Here is a 13,881-nt window from a genome sequence, read left to right on the forward strand (position 1 = left end):
ATGTCAGGTGTGCTGTCAGTGCGTGACGCTAGGTGTCGTCCCGACCGCGATCAACGACCGCGCCGCGCGTGTCGGGAGTTGGTGCCGAAACTCACCTGGTGATGGGCAGCCGCGGTGCCGACACGTCGATGACGGTCGCCCCTGCCGCCGCCGGCGACGCGCGCAGCGCCGAGAGGACCGCGATCTTCAGCGGGGTCTCGTGCGCGCTCCCCCAGTCGACCTCGACGTTGTCGCGCAGCGTCATGGTCACCGTGTCCTGCGTGTGCGCCGAGACCGCGCCCACCTGCGCGAGCAGGTCGGCCGGCAGCTGCTCGAGCACGCTCAGCACAGCGGTGAGCGTCCGCTTGTCGCCCACGGGCACGTCGACGACGGGCAACCCGTCGGGTGCGGCGTCGACGCGGCCCACCTGCACCCCGTCCATGTCGAGCAGCGCGAAGCCGGCGGGTCCGCCGTGCGTCGCGGCGTTCGATTCCTCCGGCACCGCGGCGACGGGCTCGCGGGCGACGAGCACGACGACCAGGCCCTGGGGCCACGCGCGGGTCACGCGCGCCTCCCGGACGCCCGGTACGTCGAGCACCTCGTCGCGCAGCCGGACCGTGTCGAGGCGCGGCAACGGCGTGCGCGCGTGGGCGTCGACGACGCCGAGCACCTGGTCGACCGCGACGACCGTCCCCGCGCCCTCGACCTGCACCTGCGCGGGGTCGAGCGCGAGCACCGGCGAGAGCAGCAGCAGCCACCCGAGGGCGCCGGCGGCGACCACGGCACCGCCCACGAGGACTCCCTGCCGGCGGGCGAGGTTGCGCCGCGCGCGGGCACGCTCGGCGAACCGAGCCACCGAGCTGGTGGAGACCACGGGCGGCGCGACCGGGCCCGCGTACCGGCGGGCTCCCCCGGCGCTGTACGTCGTCACCGAGCGTCCGAACGACGCGGCGTCCGGCTGCGCCGGCACGCCGCGCGTCGGCGCCGTGGCCGTCTTCGCGGCGGGCTTCGCGATCGCCGGCTTGGCGGACGTCGCCGGCTTGGCGGACGTCGCAGGCTTCGTGGCCGTCGCCGGCTTGGCGGACGTCGCAGGCTTGGTGGGCGCAGGCGCCTTCGCGGGCTGCGGCGGTGCGCTCCGCGGCGCGGCCGGCCGGCCGGGGGCGGGATCGCGCGGTGCGGTGGGTCGCGACGGGCTCATGCGCCCGCCCGCTCGTCGTCCGCGAGCGCGTCGAGCACGACCGGCGCCAGGAGGGTCACGTCCCCCGCACCCACGGTGAGGAGCAGGTCCCCGGGCCGGGCCGCGGCAGCCAGCGTGCGGGCGGCGGCCAGCTTGTCGGCGACGAAGGTCGCCTTCCCGGGCGTCGGGACCCGGTCGACGATGAGCGCCCCGGTCACCGTGGGGTCCGGGTCCTCGCGCGCCGCGTAGACGTCGGTCACGACGACGACGTCCGCGAGGTCGAACGCTGCGCCGAACTCGGTCGCGAATGTCCGGGTGCGCGAGAACAGGTGCGGCTGGAAGAGGACGAGCACGCGGCCGTCGCCGACGACGGAGCGCGCGGCCCGCAGGATCGCCGCGACCTCGGTGGGGTGGTGCGCGTAGTCGTCGACCACCCGCACGCCGCCCGCGGTCCCGCGGTCCTCGAACCTGCGCCCCGTACCCCGGAACGCGGCCAGGCCCTCGGCGGCGTCCGGCAGCCCGAGCCTGCGGACGGCGGCCCAGGCGGCCGCGGCGTTGAGCGCGTTGTGCGCGCCGGGACTGGCGAGCCGCACCGTGGTGCGCTCGTCGCCCGCGGTCAGGCCGAACGCCCAGCGGTCGCCGTCCGGGACGAGGTCGCCGACCCGCACGTCGGCGTCGGGCGACCTGCCGTAGGTGACGACGGTGACGCCGCGCCGGGCGAGGGACTCCTGCACGCGCTCCACCAGCCGAGCCGCGCCCGGGTCGTCGGCGCAGGCCACCAACGCACCCCCGGCGCGGATCCGGTCGGCGAACGCGACGAACGCGTCCTCGAACGCCTCGGGCGAGCCGTAGTGGTCCAGGTGGTCCGGCTCGACGTTGGTGACGACGGCGACCAGCGGCGCGTACGCGAGGAACGAGCCGTCGGACTCGTCGGCCTCCGCGACGAACGCCGGCCCGGCGCCGTCCCGACCCCCGCCGAGCGGGCCGTCGGCCGAGAACACCGTGCCGCCGATCGCGAAGGACGGGTCCGCCCCGGCGTGCAGCAGGGCGGTGGCGATCATCGCCGAGGTGGTCGTCTTGCCGTGCGCCCCGGCGACCGCCACCGCATCCCGGTCGATCATGAGCGAGGCCAGCGCCTCGGACCGGTGCAGCACGCGCAGGCCGAGCTCGCGCGCGCGGGCGAGCTCGGGGTTGGACTCGCGGACCGCCGACGAGATCACGACGGTGTCGACGCCGTCGACCAGCGCGGCGTCGTGACCCACGTGCACGTCGACGCCCGCGTCGCGCAGAGCAGGCAGCACCGGACCGTCGGCAGCATCGGACCCGCTGACGGCCACCCCGCGGGCGGCCAGCAGCGCGGCGACGGCCGACATGCCCGCTCCCCCGACGCCGACCAGGTGCACGCGACCGAGGTCCGCGGGACGGAGCTCGGCCGTCATGGCAGCTCCTTCTCGACCAGCCGGGCCACCCGGGCGGCGGCATCCCGCACGCCGACGCTCGCGGCGGCCGCACCCATGCGCGCGCGCGTCTCCGCGGCGGACTCCCCGACCAGCAGGACCGGCAGGTGCGCACGGATCCAGGCCGGGTCGAGGTCGGCGTCGTCGACCAGCAGCCCACCGCCTGCCGCGACCACGGAGGCGGCGTTGAGGCGCTGCTCGCCGTTGCCGACGGGCAGCGGGACGTAGACCGCCGGGATGCCGAGAGCGGCCTGCTCGCACACCGTGCCGGCGCCGGAGCGCCCGACGACGACGTCGGCGACGGCCAGGGCCAGGTGCATCTCGGTCAGGTACTCGCGCACGTGGTACCGCTCGGCGCCCGCGACGCCGTCGAGCGCCGCGCGCACGGCCTCGGCCTTGCCCGCGCCCGTGAGGTGCAGCACCTGCACGCCGGCCGCGAGCAGGTCGGCCGCGGCACCGGCGACCGCGGCGTTGACGCTCACCGCGCCGAGCGAGCCCCCCGTGACCAGGAGCGTGGGCAGGTCGGCGTCGAGCCCGAGCTCCGCGGCCGCCGCGGCGCGCGTGCCGGCACGGTCGGTGGACAGCTGGTCCACCAGCCGGGCGATGGGTGCGCGCAGCGGCAGGCCGGTGACCTGCGCGCCGCGCAGGGACGTCCCCGGGAACGTCACCGCGACCGCCTTGGCCCAGCGGGCGCCCAGCCGGTTGGCCAGGCCCGGACGCGCGTTCTGCTCGTGGATGACGACCGGGATGCCTCGGCTCCGCGCGGCCAGGTAGGCGGGCGTCGCGACGTAGCCGCCGAACCCGACGACGACCTGCGCGCCGGACTCGTCGATCGCGGTGCCGGCGGCGCGGACGGCGGCCCGCAGGCGCGCCGGCAGGCGGAACCAGTCGAGGGTCGGGCGGCGCGGCAGGGGGACGCGCGGCACCACGGCGAGCGGCAGGCCGTGCTCGGGGACCAGACGCGCCTCGAGGCCCTCAGCCGTGCCGAGGACGGTCAGGCGGGCGTTCGGGTGCCGCCGTCGCAGCTCGTCGGCGACCGCGAGCAGGGGGTTCACGTGGCCTGCCGTGCCACCGCCCGCGAGCAGCACCGACGGCGTCGTGTGCCCCTCAGCCACGGGACCGCCCGATGACGGCGAGCGACCGGCGCACCACGCTCGGGCGCGCGGCCAGGGCCTCGGCGGCGCCCGGTTCCGAGCGCGCGAAGGCGATGAGCACCCCGAGCGCGGCCATCGTCATGATCAGCGCCGAGCCGCCGGCCGACACCAGCGGGAGAGGGACCCCGATGACCGGGGCGAGGCCGATGACGACCGCCACGTTGACCAGCGCCTGGCCGATGATCCAGCAGAGGATCGCGCCCGTGGTGATCTGGACGAACGGGTCGGGGTGCCGGCGGATGACGCGGATCATGGCGAAGGCGAGCAGGCCGAACAGCCCGAGCACCAGCAGCGTGCCGATGAGCCCGAGCTCCTCGCCCAGGATCGCGAAGATGAAGTCGTTGTGCGCGGCCGGCAGGTAGGACCACTTCTCGCGGCTCTCCCCCAGCCCCAGCCCGCCCCAGCCGCCGCTGGCCAGCCCCCAGCCGCCGTGCAGCGTCTGGTAGCAGGACGACGCCGCGTCGCACTCGTCGGAGAGCCAGGACATGATCCGGTCGGTGCGGTTCTTGCTGGTGACCGTGAGGAGCGCCGTGAGCCCGCCCGCGAGCACCGCGGCGAGGCCGAACATCCGCATCGGGACCCCGGCGACGAACAGCGCGCCCGCCACGAGCAGGATGAGCACCAGCGCGGTGCCGAGGTCGTGGCCCGCGAGGACGACGAGGATGGCCAGGCCGGCCACCGGGACCGCCGGGATGAGCGCGTGCTTCCACTCCCGCAGCAGCGGCAGCTTGCGGGCGAGCACCGCGCCGAGCCAGATGGCCAGCGCCAGCTTGATGGTCTCCGACGGCTGCGCGGACAGGCCGGCGAAGCAGACCCAGTTCTGGTTGCCGCCCGCGCCGCACCCGAGCGGCGTGAAGACGGTCAGCTGGAAGACGATGGCGACGGCGAGCGCGGGCCACGCGATCGCCTGGAAGAACTTCACCGGCGCGCGCGAGAGCCCGAACAGGATCGGCAGCCCGATGAGGGCGTACTTCGCCTGGTCGAGGAACACCGCGTAAGCCGAGTGCCCGTCGTCGAGCGACTCGACGCTGGAGCTCGACAGGACCATGACCAGCCCGATGACGAGCAGCAGGGCGGTCGCGCCGAGCAGCACGTAGTAGCTGGTGACCGCGCTGTTCCACTGGCCGAGCAGCGAGCCCGTGCTGGTGACCGGTTCGTCGCGACGCGTACCGGCCCGGGGCGTCGTCGCGGTCATCGGACCTCCAGTGCACGCACGGCTGCGGCGAACTCCTCACCCCGGGCGGCGTACGACGTGAACTGGTCCATCGACGCGCAGGCGGGGGCGAGCAGGACGGTCGTCGCGTCGGGCTCCGAGGCGGCGAGCCGCTGGGCCTCGTGCACGGCGCGGGTCATCACCGTGCCAGTCTCACCGGCGTCGACCTCGACCACGGGGACCTCGGGTGCGTGTCGGGCGAGTGCCTCGCGCAACGGTGCACGATCCACCCCGATGAGGACCACCGCGCGCAACCGGTCCCGCCGGGCCAGCACGAGCTCGTCGAACTGCGCGCCCTTGGCCAGGCCGCCCGCCACCCACACGACGCTGCCGGCCGCGAAGGCTCCCAGGGCCGCCGCCGCCGCGTGCGCGTTGGTGGCCTTCGAGTCGTCGACGTAGGCGACCCCGTCGACCACCGCGACGGTGGCCAGCCGGTGCGCCCCCGGGCCGTAGGCGCGCAGGCCGTCACGGACCGCGGCGGGCGGCACGTCGTGCGCGAGCGCGAGCGCGGCGGCCGCGAGGGCGTCGGCGACGACGTGCGGCGGGACCGTGCCGTCGGGGCCGGCCAGCTGCGCCAGGTCGTCCAGCGTGCCCAGCTCGGCCGCGTGCGTGTGCCGCAGCCGCGCGAACCCGCGGTCCACCAGCACGTCCTCGACCAGCCCGACCTGCCCGACGAGCGGCGTGCCCAGCGTGAAGCCGACGGCCACGGCGCCGTCGACGACCTCCGCCTCCAGGACGAGGTCCTGCGTGACGGGGTCGGCCAGGTTGTAGACGCAGGCGATCTGGGCGCGCTCGAAGATGCGCCCCTTGTCGGCCGCGTACGCGTCGAGCGACCCGTGCCAGTCGAGGTGGTCGGGCGCCACGTTGAGCACCGCGGCCGCCTGCGCCGACATCGAGTGCGTGAAGTGGAGCTGGAAGCTCGACAGCTCCACCGCGAGGACGTCGAGGCTCGGGTCGGTCGCGGCGAGCACCACCGGGGTGCCGACGTTGCCGACGGCCAGCGCGTTCTCGCCCGACGCCCGCAGGATCGACTCGAGCATCCCCACGGTGGTGGTCTTGCCGTTCGTGCCCGTGACGGCGAGCCACGGGGCCGGTCCCCCGCCGGACGCGCGGTCGACCCGGACCTGCCAGGCGAGCTCGACCTCGCTCCAGACCGGCACGCCGCGCTCGAGCGCTGCCGCCAGCAAGGGGTGGTGCGGCGCGAGCCCGGGCGAGGCGACGACGAGGTCGGCGCGGTCCAGCACGGTCCCCTCGAGCAGCTCGGCCGAACCGATCACGTCGTCGGCGTGGTCGTCGACAGGCACCACGCGGGCGCCGCGGGACGCGAGCACCTCGACCGCGGCGCGGCCCGAGACCCCGAGGCCGGCGACGACCACCAGGGCGCCCTCCAGCACGAGCTCGGACACCTAGCCGGCCACCCACTCCGCGTAGAAGATCCCCACGCCGAGCGCGACGAACAGCCCGGCGATGATCCAGAAGCGGATCACGATGGTGACCTCGCCCCAGCCCGAGAGCTCGAAGTGGTGGTGCAGCGGGGCCATCTTGAACACTCGTCTTCGGGTCAGCTTGAAGAAGCCGATCTGGATGACGTCGGAGAGCACTTCGAGCACGAACAGGCCGCCGATGATCGCAGCGAGGATCTCGGTGCGGGACAGGATCGACAGGCCGGCCAGCGCGCCACCGAGCGCGAGCGACCCGGTGTCACCCATGAAGATCTTGGCGGGGCTCGCGTTCCACCAGAGGAACCCGAAGCACGCACCGGTGATGGCCGCGGCGACGACCGCGAGGTCGAGCGGGTCACGCGTCTCGTAGCAGCGCGGCCCGGCGCTGGCCAGGAACTGGCAGCTCTGGTTGAACTGCCACACGCCGACGATCACGTACGCGCCGAAGACAATCAGCGAGACGCCGGTGGCCAGGCCGTCCAGCCCGTCGGTGAGGTTGACCGCGTTCGACCAGGCGGTGATGAGGAAGTTGGCCCAGACGACGAACAGGATGATGCCGAGCGTCACGCCCCAGAACGCGAGGTCCAGGTTGGTGTCCCGGATGAACGAGATCCGGGTGGACGCCGGCGTCCGGAACTTCTCGTTGGGGAACTGCAGCGCGGCGACCGCGAACGTGATGCCGACGATCCCCTGGCCGACGATCTTCCAGCGCGCGTTGAGCCCGAGGCTGCGCTGCCGAGAGATCTTGATGAAGTCGTCGAGGAACCCGACCACCCCCAGGCCGGTCATGAGGAACAGCACCAGCACGGCGGACGCGCTGGGCACGGTCCCGGTCACAATGAGCCCGCCCACCCAGCCGAGCAGCGTGGCGCCGATGATGACGACGCCGCCCATGGTCGGCGTGCCGCGCTTGGTGAAGTGCGCGGTCGGTCCGTCCTGCCGGATGAACTGGCCGTACTGCTTGTGCACCAGGTACCGGATGAACAGGGGCGTGCCCAGCAGGGCGATCAGCATCGCCAGGCCGCCGGAGATCAGGACGGCTCTCATGTGGCGGCCCCTGCGACCAGCGTGTCGCCGAGCTTCCAGAGGCCGGCGCCGTACGACGACTTCACCAGGACGACGTCGCCGGGGCGCAGCTCGCTCTCGAGGAACGCGGTGGCCACGGCGAGGTCGTCGGCCAGCACGACCTCGTCGCCCCACGAGCCCTCATGGTTGGCGCCGTCGCGGATGGCGCGGGCGCCCTCGCCGACGACGATCGTCAGGCCGATGTTCAGCCGCACGCACAGCCGGCCGATCGCGTCGTGGGCCTCGCGCGCACCCGGCCCGAGCTCGAGCATCTCGCCCAGGACGGCGATCGAGCGCCGGTCCCGCCCGGCGAGCACGGCCAGCGCCTTGAGGGCCGCGCGCATCGAGTCCGGGTTCGCGTTGTAGGAGTCGTCGACGATGGTGACGCCGTCCGGTCGGTCGACCACGTGCATGCGGTGGGGGCTCAGCGCGTCCGCCGCGCCCAGACCGGCGGCCACCTCGTCCAGGTCGAGGCCGACGGCCAGGGCGGCCGCCGCCGCGCCGAGGGCGTTGTGCACGTGGTGCTCGCCGACCAGCCGCAGCGCGACCTCCGCCGTGCGCTCGGGCTCGGCGCGGTGCACGAGCGTGAAGGTCGCCCGCCCGGTGCGGTCGAGCCGGACGTCGCGCACACCGACGGTCGCCGCGGGCGCGGCGCCGAACGTGACGACCTCGCCCGGGGCCAGCGTGGCCATGGCCGACACCCGCGGGTCGTCGGCGTTGAGCACCGCGATCCCGTCGGAGACGAGGCCCTGCACGATCTCGGACTTGGCCACGGCGACCGCCTCGATGCCGCCGAACCCGCCGAGGTGGGCGTGGCCGACGATGAGCACGACCGCGACGTCGGGCGGCGCGATGTCCGTGAGGTACGTGAGGTGCCCGGGCCCGCTGGCGCCCATCTCGAGCACGAGGAAGCGCGTCGACTCGTCGGCGCGCAGCACGGTGAGCGGCAGCCCGATCTCGTTGTTGAACGAGCGGACCGGGGCGATGGTCGGCCCGACGCTGCCACACAGCTGCGCGAGCAGGTCCTTGGTGGTCGTCTTGCCGACCGACCCCGTGATCCCGACGACGCGCAGCTCGCTGCCGCCCGGTTCGTGCGACACCTCGCGCAGGCGCTCGAGCACGACGCGGGCGAGGTCGCCCAGCGCCTTCTCGACGTCGGTCACGACGACGCTCGGCAGCACGGCGCCCCCGGCCCCGACGACGTCACGCACGGCGAGCACGAGCGCGGCTCCCCCGGCCACGGCGACGGCGGCGTAGTCGTGGCCGTCGACGTGCTCCCCGGGCAGGGCGACGAACAGCCCGCCGGTGACGTCGTCGCGCGAGTCGACGACCACGGGTCCGCTGACGACGAGCGCCGGGTCCGTCGCCGCGGTGCCGCGCAGCACGCCACCGGTCGCGGCCGCGATCTCGGCCGCGGTGAGGGCGATCACGCGTGCTGCTCCTGACGGGTGAGGCGTGCGGCGATCAGCACGTCGCGGTCGTTGTACCGGTGGAACACCCCGGCGATCTCCTGTGTCGGTTCGTGGCCCTTGCCCGTGATGATCACGGTGTCCTGCTCGGCGGCGAGGTCGAGGGCGTCGCGGATGGCCTGCGCGCGGCTGGTGGCCTCGTGCACGTCGACCAGGTCCGGACGCTGCGCCCGGACCCCGTCGAGGATGGCGGATCGGATGGCCGCCGGCTCCTCGGAGCGCGGGTTCTCGTCCGTGACGACGATCACGTCGGCCAGCCGGGCCGCGATCTCGCCCATGATCGGGCGCTTCCCCTGGTCGCGGTCGCCGTCCGAGCCGAACACGATCACGAGGCGGCCGGGCGTGATCGGGCGCACCGCGTCGAGCGCCAGGACGAGCGCGTCGGGCGTGTGCGCGTAGTCGACGATCGCGAGCGGGAGGCCTTCCCCGCGCTCGATGACCCGCTCCATCCGGCCCGGGATCTCGTGCGCGACCGCGACGGCGGCAATCGCCGCGTCCAGGTCGACGCCGGCGGCGTGCGCGAGCACGATCGCGAGCGCCGCGTTCGACACGTTGACCTTGCCCGGCAGCGGGCTCACCGCGGGGTGCTCGACGCCGTCGGGCCCGCGCAGCGTGAAGCTCGAGCCCACGCCGTCCAGCCCGATGTCCGCGGCGACCACGGCCCAGTCGGCGTCGGACCCCTCGGGCGCACCCACGTGCGTGGCGACGGACTCGACGGGGATCGGCGACTCGGCGGCCAGCCGACGGCCCCACTCGTCGTCGACCACGACGACGCCACGGCGCGCCTGGCCGACGGCGAACAGCCGCGACTTGTCCCGGAAGTAGTTGTCCATGTCGCCGTGGAAGTCGAGGTGGTCGCGCTGCAGGTTGGTGAAGCCGACCACGTCGAACGTCAGCGCCCTGACCCGGCCGAGCGCGAGCGCGTGCGACGACACCTCGGTGGCCATCGCCGTCGCGCCCCGCTCCACGGCCAGCGCGAGGATCGCCTGGAGCGCGGGGGCCTCGACCGTGGTGCGCGGGCTCTCGACCGCATCGGGCCCGATCCGCAGCTCGACCGTGCCGAGCACCGCGGTGGTCGCGTGCGCCGCCCGGAGCGCGGCGTCGAGGAAGTACGTCGTCGTGGTCTTGCCGTTGGTGCCGGTCACGCCGACCGTCACCAGGCGCTCGCCGGGTGCGTCGTGCGCCCAGGCCGCCACCGGACCGGCGAGGGCTCGCGGGTCGTCGGCGACCAGCACGGCGACGCGGGCGGCCAGTCCGGCGGACTCGAGGTGTTCCAGACCCGCCTCGTCGGTGAGCACCGCCACAGCGCCGGCGTCGACCGCCTGCGCGGCGTACGTGGCGCCGTGCACCTTGAAACCGGCCACCGCGACGAACACGTCACCCGGCTCGACGTCGCCGCTGGCGAGCGTCACACCCGTCAGCGAGGCGTCGGCGGGCAGCGGGAGACCGCGCGTGACCAGCCCGAACGTCGAGACGAGGTCGGCGACCCGGTGGGCCGCGGGATGCAGCGGGCGCATCCGAGCGGGGGTCGTCATGGGGAGAATCTACCCCGGGTGGGGGGCGCGGACGCCCGGATGCGGCCCGTCACGACCGCGTCACCACGTCGTCGGGAAGAGCGTCCCCACGGTGCCGGAGGGGGCGACGCCGAGCTCGCTGAGCGTGTATCCGGCCACGTCCGAGAACACCGGCGCCGCGACCGTGCCGCCGTAGATCGACGTCCTCGGGTTGTGCAGGATCACGGCGACCGCGATGCGCGGGTTGTCCGCGGGGGCCACCCCGATGAACGACGCCGTGATGCCCTGGACGCCGCCCACCCAGTTCTGGGCGGTGCCCGTCTTGCCGGCCACCTGGTACCCGGGGATCTGCGCGCTGGAGCCCGTGCCGTCGTCGACCACGCTCTGCATCATCGTGAGGACCGTCTTCGCCGTCTCGGCCGAGACCACCTGCGTCGTCGCGGCCGGAGCGGCCGGCGTGTAGGCGCCGTCGGGAGACGTCCAGCCCTTGATGATGTGCGGCTGGACCCGCACGCCCCCGTTGGCGATCGTCTGGAACACCTGGGTGGCCTGGATCGCGGTCACCGACACCGACTGGCCGAACAGGACGGCGAACTTGTCGCGTCGCTGCCACGTGTCCACGGGGTGCAGGAGGCCCTTCGACTCCCCCGGCATCTCGATCCCGGTCTTGGCGCCGAAGCCGAACTTCGCGAGGTAGTCGTACCGCGTCTGCACGGGCAGGTTCTGGCCGATCATGACCGTCCCCGTGTTGGAGGACTCGGCGAGCACACCGGTCGTCGTGAGGGGCAGCACGCCGTGCTCGTGGGAGTCCTTGAACGTCTCGTGCCCGTCGGGCGAGTAGGTGTACGGCACCTCCCACTGCGAGAGGGGCGTCGCGATCTTGTTGTCGAGGATCGCGGACATCGTGATGACCTTGCCCGTCGAGCCGGGCTCGAACACGTCCGAGACGGCGCTGGAGAGCGAGCCCGAGGCGTCCCCGGGGTGGTTGGGGTCGACCGAGCCGGAGTCGGCGAGCGCGTAGATCTCGCCGGTCCGCGTGTCCATGACGATGAGGGAGCCGGAGTCCGACCCGGTGGCGGCGACCTGGGCGTCGAGCGCCGACTGCGCCTTCCACTGCACGTCGGACAGCAGCGTGAGCTGGACCGAGTCGCCCTGCCGCGCGGGCGTGTCCTGCGAGTACCCGCCGGGGATCGCCTGCCCCTTGCGGCCGCTCTCGTACGTCTCCTTGCCCGACGTCCCGGTGAGCCGCTGGTTCAGTGACGCCTCGAGCCCCGCGAGGCCCACGCCGTTCGAGTTGACGAAGCCGATGACGTTCCCGGCGAGCGTGTTGTTCGGGTACACCCGCTCCGCCACCCGGTCGACGTTGACCCCGCTGAGCCCCAGCTTGCGGATCTCGCGCGCGACGTCGGGCAGCACGCCCTTGCGGATGTAGACGAACTGGCGGTCGCCGACGAGGGTGCCGCCGAGCTCCGCGGCGTTCATGTCGAGCAGGGGCGCCAGGATGGCGGCGACGCCCGCGGGTCCGTCGGGGACCGGCGGGTTGACCGTGCCCTTGAACGCGCCGACCAGCCGCTGGTTCACCGAGATGTCGTACCGCTCGACCGACGTCGCCAGCGGGTTGCCGTCGGCGTCCGTGATCTCTCCCCGTCCGCCCAGCAGCGCGACGGAGACCAGCCGCGAGTTGCGCGCCTCCTCGGCGATGCTGGCGCCGCGCAGCCCCTGGACGTAGACCAGGCGCCCGCCGAAGACGGCGAGCGCCAGGACCACGAGGGCCGTGAGCAGGGCCATGCGGCCGCGGGAGCCCGGCTGCACCGGTCCCTGCGGCGGCCGGCCGCCGCGGGTGCCGGGCGGGACCACGACGGTCCGCGGCCCGGGCCGCTGCGGCGCGGTCGCGCCGGTGGAGCGGTTGGTCGGCTCCGGACGACGCGTGCCGGTCTGCTCGGTGCGGGCGCGCGGGCGCGCGACCGGTGTGGTCATCCGCCCGCTCCGGCCGGCTCGGGGGCGCCCTGCACGCTGCCGTCGGAGAGCCGCAGCCAGCCCGTGCCGTTCGTCGGGACCATGCCGAGGGCGGCCGCGGCCGCGGCGAGCTGGGTGGGCGACGCCTTCGCGTCGAGCTGGGCGGTCAGGTCCTGCTGGTCCTGGTTCAGCCGGCCCAGCTCGTTGGACAGGTCGTACTTGGCGTAGGCGCTCGCCGCCATCGAGGTGTTGAGCAGCAGGGCGGACAGGAGCGCTCCGGCGAGGACGGCCATGCAGGCAAGGATGAACGGAACTCGCGTCCTGGCGTGCTCCGGCGCGCGGACGACGCGAAGTCGGGGTGCCGGCGCGCTCGCCGCGCGGGGGCGGGACGGTGCCGGGTAGGCAGTTGCTCGGGCAGCGGACTGGGCGCTCATGCTGCCCTCCTTCCGGTCTGGCGTGGCTTGAGGTGGTCGGGCGTGGGGCGGACGCGCTCGGCGGCGCGGAGGCGGACGGACTGCGAGCGGGGGTTGTGCGCCAGCTCGGCCTCGTCGGCCTCCTCCGCGCCCCGGGTCACCAGGCGCAGGAACGGCGCGTGGGTCTCGGGCTCCACGGGGAGGTCCGGCGGGGCGCTGGACGTGGCTCCGACGGCCAGCGCCCGCTTGACCGCGCGGTCCTCGAGCGAGTGGTACGCCTCGACGACGATCCGGCCGCCGACCGCGAGCGCCTCGATGGACTGCGGCAGCGCGCGCTCGAGCACCTCGATCTCGCCGTTCACCTCGATCCGCAGCGCCTGGAACGTCCGCTTGGCGGGGTTGCCCCCGGTCTTGCGCGTGGCCGCCGGGATGTTCGCGCGCACGATGCTCACCAGCTCGCCGGTGCGCTCGAGCGGCCGCCGCTCCCGCTGGGAGACGATCGCCCGGGCGATGCGCGGCGCGAACCGCTCCTCGCCGTACACCCGCAGGATCCGGGCGAGCTCGCGCTCGTCGTAGGTGTTGAGCACGTCCGCCGCGGTCTGGCCGGTCGTCGCGTCCATGCGCATGTCGAGCGGCGCGTCGGCCGAGTAGGAGAAGCCGCGCTCGCGCTCGTCGAGCTGCAGGGACGAGACGCCGAGGTCCATGAGCACGCCCTGGACTCCCCTGATGCCGAGGCGGTCGAGCACGTCGTTGATCTCGTCGTAGACGGCGTGCACGCCCGTGAACCGGTCGCCGAACGGCGCGAGCCGGCGCCCCGCCAGCTCGAGCGCCTGCGTGTCCCGGTCGAGGCCGACCACCCGGACGTGGGGGAACGCCTGCAGGACGCCCTCGGTGTGACCGCCCATGCCGAGCGTCGAGTCGACCATCACGGGGTGCTCGACGTCGAAGGCCGGGGCCAGCAGGTCGAGGCAGCGCTGCAGCAGCACCGGGGTGTGCCGGGAGGCCGCGTCGTCTGGCGTGTGCTCGGTCATCGCTGCTCCCC

The 13,881-nt window shown here is 74.3% G+C and carries 11 protein-coding genes; all 11 read right to left on the reverse strand.

Going from position 1 to position 13,881, the window contains the following annotated elements:
- Positions 1 to 91: 91 nt before the first annotated feature.
- The 11 genes from AC1DT4_RS09985 to rsmH all read right to left on the reverse strand — a co-directional run bounded on the left by AC1DT4_RS09985 (position 92) and on the right by rsmH (position 13,870).
- On the reverse strand, positions 92 to 1,177 hold the full coding sequence (locus AC1DT4_RS09985) for a cell division protein FtsQ/DivIB (protein ID WP_477089633.1): 1,086 nt from the start codon (positions 1,175 to 1,177) through the stop codon (positions 92 to 94).
- Positions 1,174 to 2,595, reverse strand: coding sequence for a UDP-N-acetylmuramate--L-alanine ligase (gene murC / locus AC1DT4_RS09990; protein WP_477089634.1), 1,422 nt, complete (start codon positions 2,593 to 2,595; stop codon positions 1,174 to 1,176). Before murC ends, AC1DT4_RS09985 begins: the two co-directional genes overlap by 4 nt.
- Complete coding sequence (gene murG / locus AC1DT4_RS09995; RefSeq protein ID WP_477089635.1) at positions 2,592 to 3,728, reverse strand: undecaprenyldiphospho-muramoylpentapeptide beta-N-acetylglucosaminyltransferase; 1,137 nt, start codon at positions 3,726 to 3,728, stop codon at positions 2,592 to 2,594. The genes murC and murG overlap by 4 nt, the downstream gene beginning before the upstream one ends.
- Positions 3,721 to 4,962, reverse strand: coding sequence for a putative lipid II flippase FtsW (ftsW, locus tag AC1DT4_RS10000; protein ID WP_477089636.1), 1,242 nt, complete (start codon positions 4,960 to 4,962; stop codon positions 3,721 to 3,723). The genes murG and ftsW overlap by 8 nt, the downstream gene beginning before the upstream one ends.
- A complete protein-coding gene (murD, locus tag AC1DT4_RS10005) occupies positions 4,959 to 6,386 on the reverse strand; it encodes a UDP-N-acetylmuramoyl-L-alanine--D-glutamate ligase (RefSeq protein ID WP_477089637.1) in 1,428 nt (475 codons plus the stop codon). Before murD ends, ftsW begins: the two co-directional genes overlap by 4 nt.
- On the reverse strand, positions 6,387 to 7,469 hold the full coding sequence (gene mraY / locus AC1DT4_RS10010; RefSeq protein ID WP_477089638.1) for a phospho-N-acetylmuramoyl-pentapeptide-transferase: 1,083 nt from the start codon (positions 7,467 to 7,469) through the stop codon (positions 6,387 to 6,389).
- Positions 7,466 to 8,917: a UDP-N-acetylmuramoyl-tripeptide--D-alanyl-D-alanine ligase gene (locus tag AC1DT4_RS10015; RefSeq protein ID WP_477089639.1), complete on the reverse strand. Its 1,452-nt coding sequence runs from the start codon at positions 8,915 to 8,917 to the stop codon at positions 7,466 to 7,468. Before AC1DT4_RS10015 ends, mraY begins: the two co-directional genes overlap by 4 nt.
- Positions 8,914 to 10,491, reverse strand: coding sequence for a UDP-N-acetylmuramoyl-L-alanyl-D-glutamate--2,6-diaminopimelate ligase (locus AC1DT4_RS10020; protein ID WP_477089640.1), 1,578 nt, complete (start codon positions 10,489 to 10,491; stop codon positions 8,914 to 8,916). Before AC1DT4_RS10020 ends, AC1DT4_RS10015 begins: the two co-directional genes overlap by 4 nt.
- A gap of 60 nt (positions 10,492 to 10,551) precedes the next feature.
- A complete protein-coding gene (locus AC1DT4_RS10025) occupies positions 10,552 to 12,447 on the reverse strand; it encodes a peptidoglycan D,D-transpeptidase FtsI family protein (protein ID WP_477089641.1) in 1,896 nt (631 codons plus the stop codon).
- A complete protein-coding gene (gene ftsL / locus AC1DT4_RS10030; RefSeq protein WP_477089642.1) occupies positions 12,444 to 12,719 on the reverse strand; it encodes a cell division protein FtsL in 276 nt (91 codons plus the stop codon). The genes AC1DT4_RS10025 and ftsL overlap by 4 nt, the downstream gene beginning before the upstream one ends.
- Before the next feature lie 137 nt (positions 12,720 to 12,856).
- Positions 12,857 to 13,870, reverse strand: coding sequence for a 16S rRNA (cytosine(1402)-N(4))-methyltransferase RsmH (rsmH, locus tag AC1DT4_RS10035; RefSeq protein ID WP_477089643.1), 1,014 nt, complete (start codon positions 13,868 to 13,870; stop codon positions 12,857 to 12,859).
- Positions 13,871 to 13,881: the final 11 nt, after the last annotated feature.

The organism is Cellulomonas sp. P4_D11 (genome assembly GCF_056401915.1).

What these genes read in the sequence shown, in the direction of transcription:
- rsmH (WP_477089643.1), bottom strand. Translation starts at nt 13,870, where the DNA reads ATGACCGAGCACACGCCAGACGACGCGGCCTCCCGGCACACCCCGGTG.
- AC1DT4_RS10025 (WP_477089641.1), bottom strand. Translation starts at nt 12,447, where the DNA reads ATGACCACACCGGTCGCGCGCCCGCGCGCCCGCACCGAGCAGACCGGC.
- AC1DT4_RS10020 (WP_477089640.1), bottom strand. Translation starts at nt 10,491, where the DNA reads ATGACGACCCCCGCTCGGATGCGCCCGCTGCATCCCGCGGCCCACCGG.
- mraY (WP_477089638.1), bottom strand. Translation starts at nt 7,469, where the DNA reads ATGAGAGCCGTCCTGATCTCCGGCGGCCTGGCGATGCTGATCGCCCTG.
- AC1DT4_RS09985 (WP_477089633.1), bottom strand. Translation starts at nt 1,177, where the DNA reads ATGAGCCCGTCGCGACCCACCGCACCGCGCGATCCCGCCCCCGGCCGG.
- murC (WP_477089634.1), bottom strand. Translation starts at nt 2,595, where the DNA reads ATGACGGCCGAGCTCCGTCCCGCGGACCTCGGTCGCGTGCACCTGGTC.
- ftsL (WP_477089642.1), bottom strand. Translation starts at nt 12,719, where the DNA reads ATGGCCGTCCTCGCCGGAGCGCTCCTGTCCGCCCTGCTGCTCAACACC.
- ftsW (WP_477089636.1), bottom strand. Translation starts at nt 4,962, where the DNA reads ATGACCGCGACGACGCCCCGGGCCGGTACGCGTCGCGACGAACCGGTC.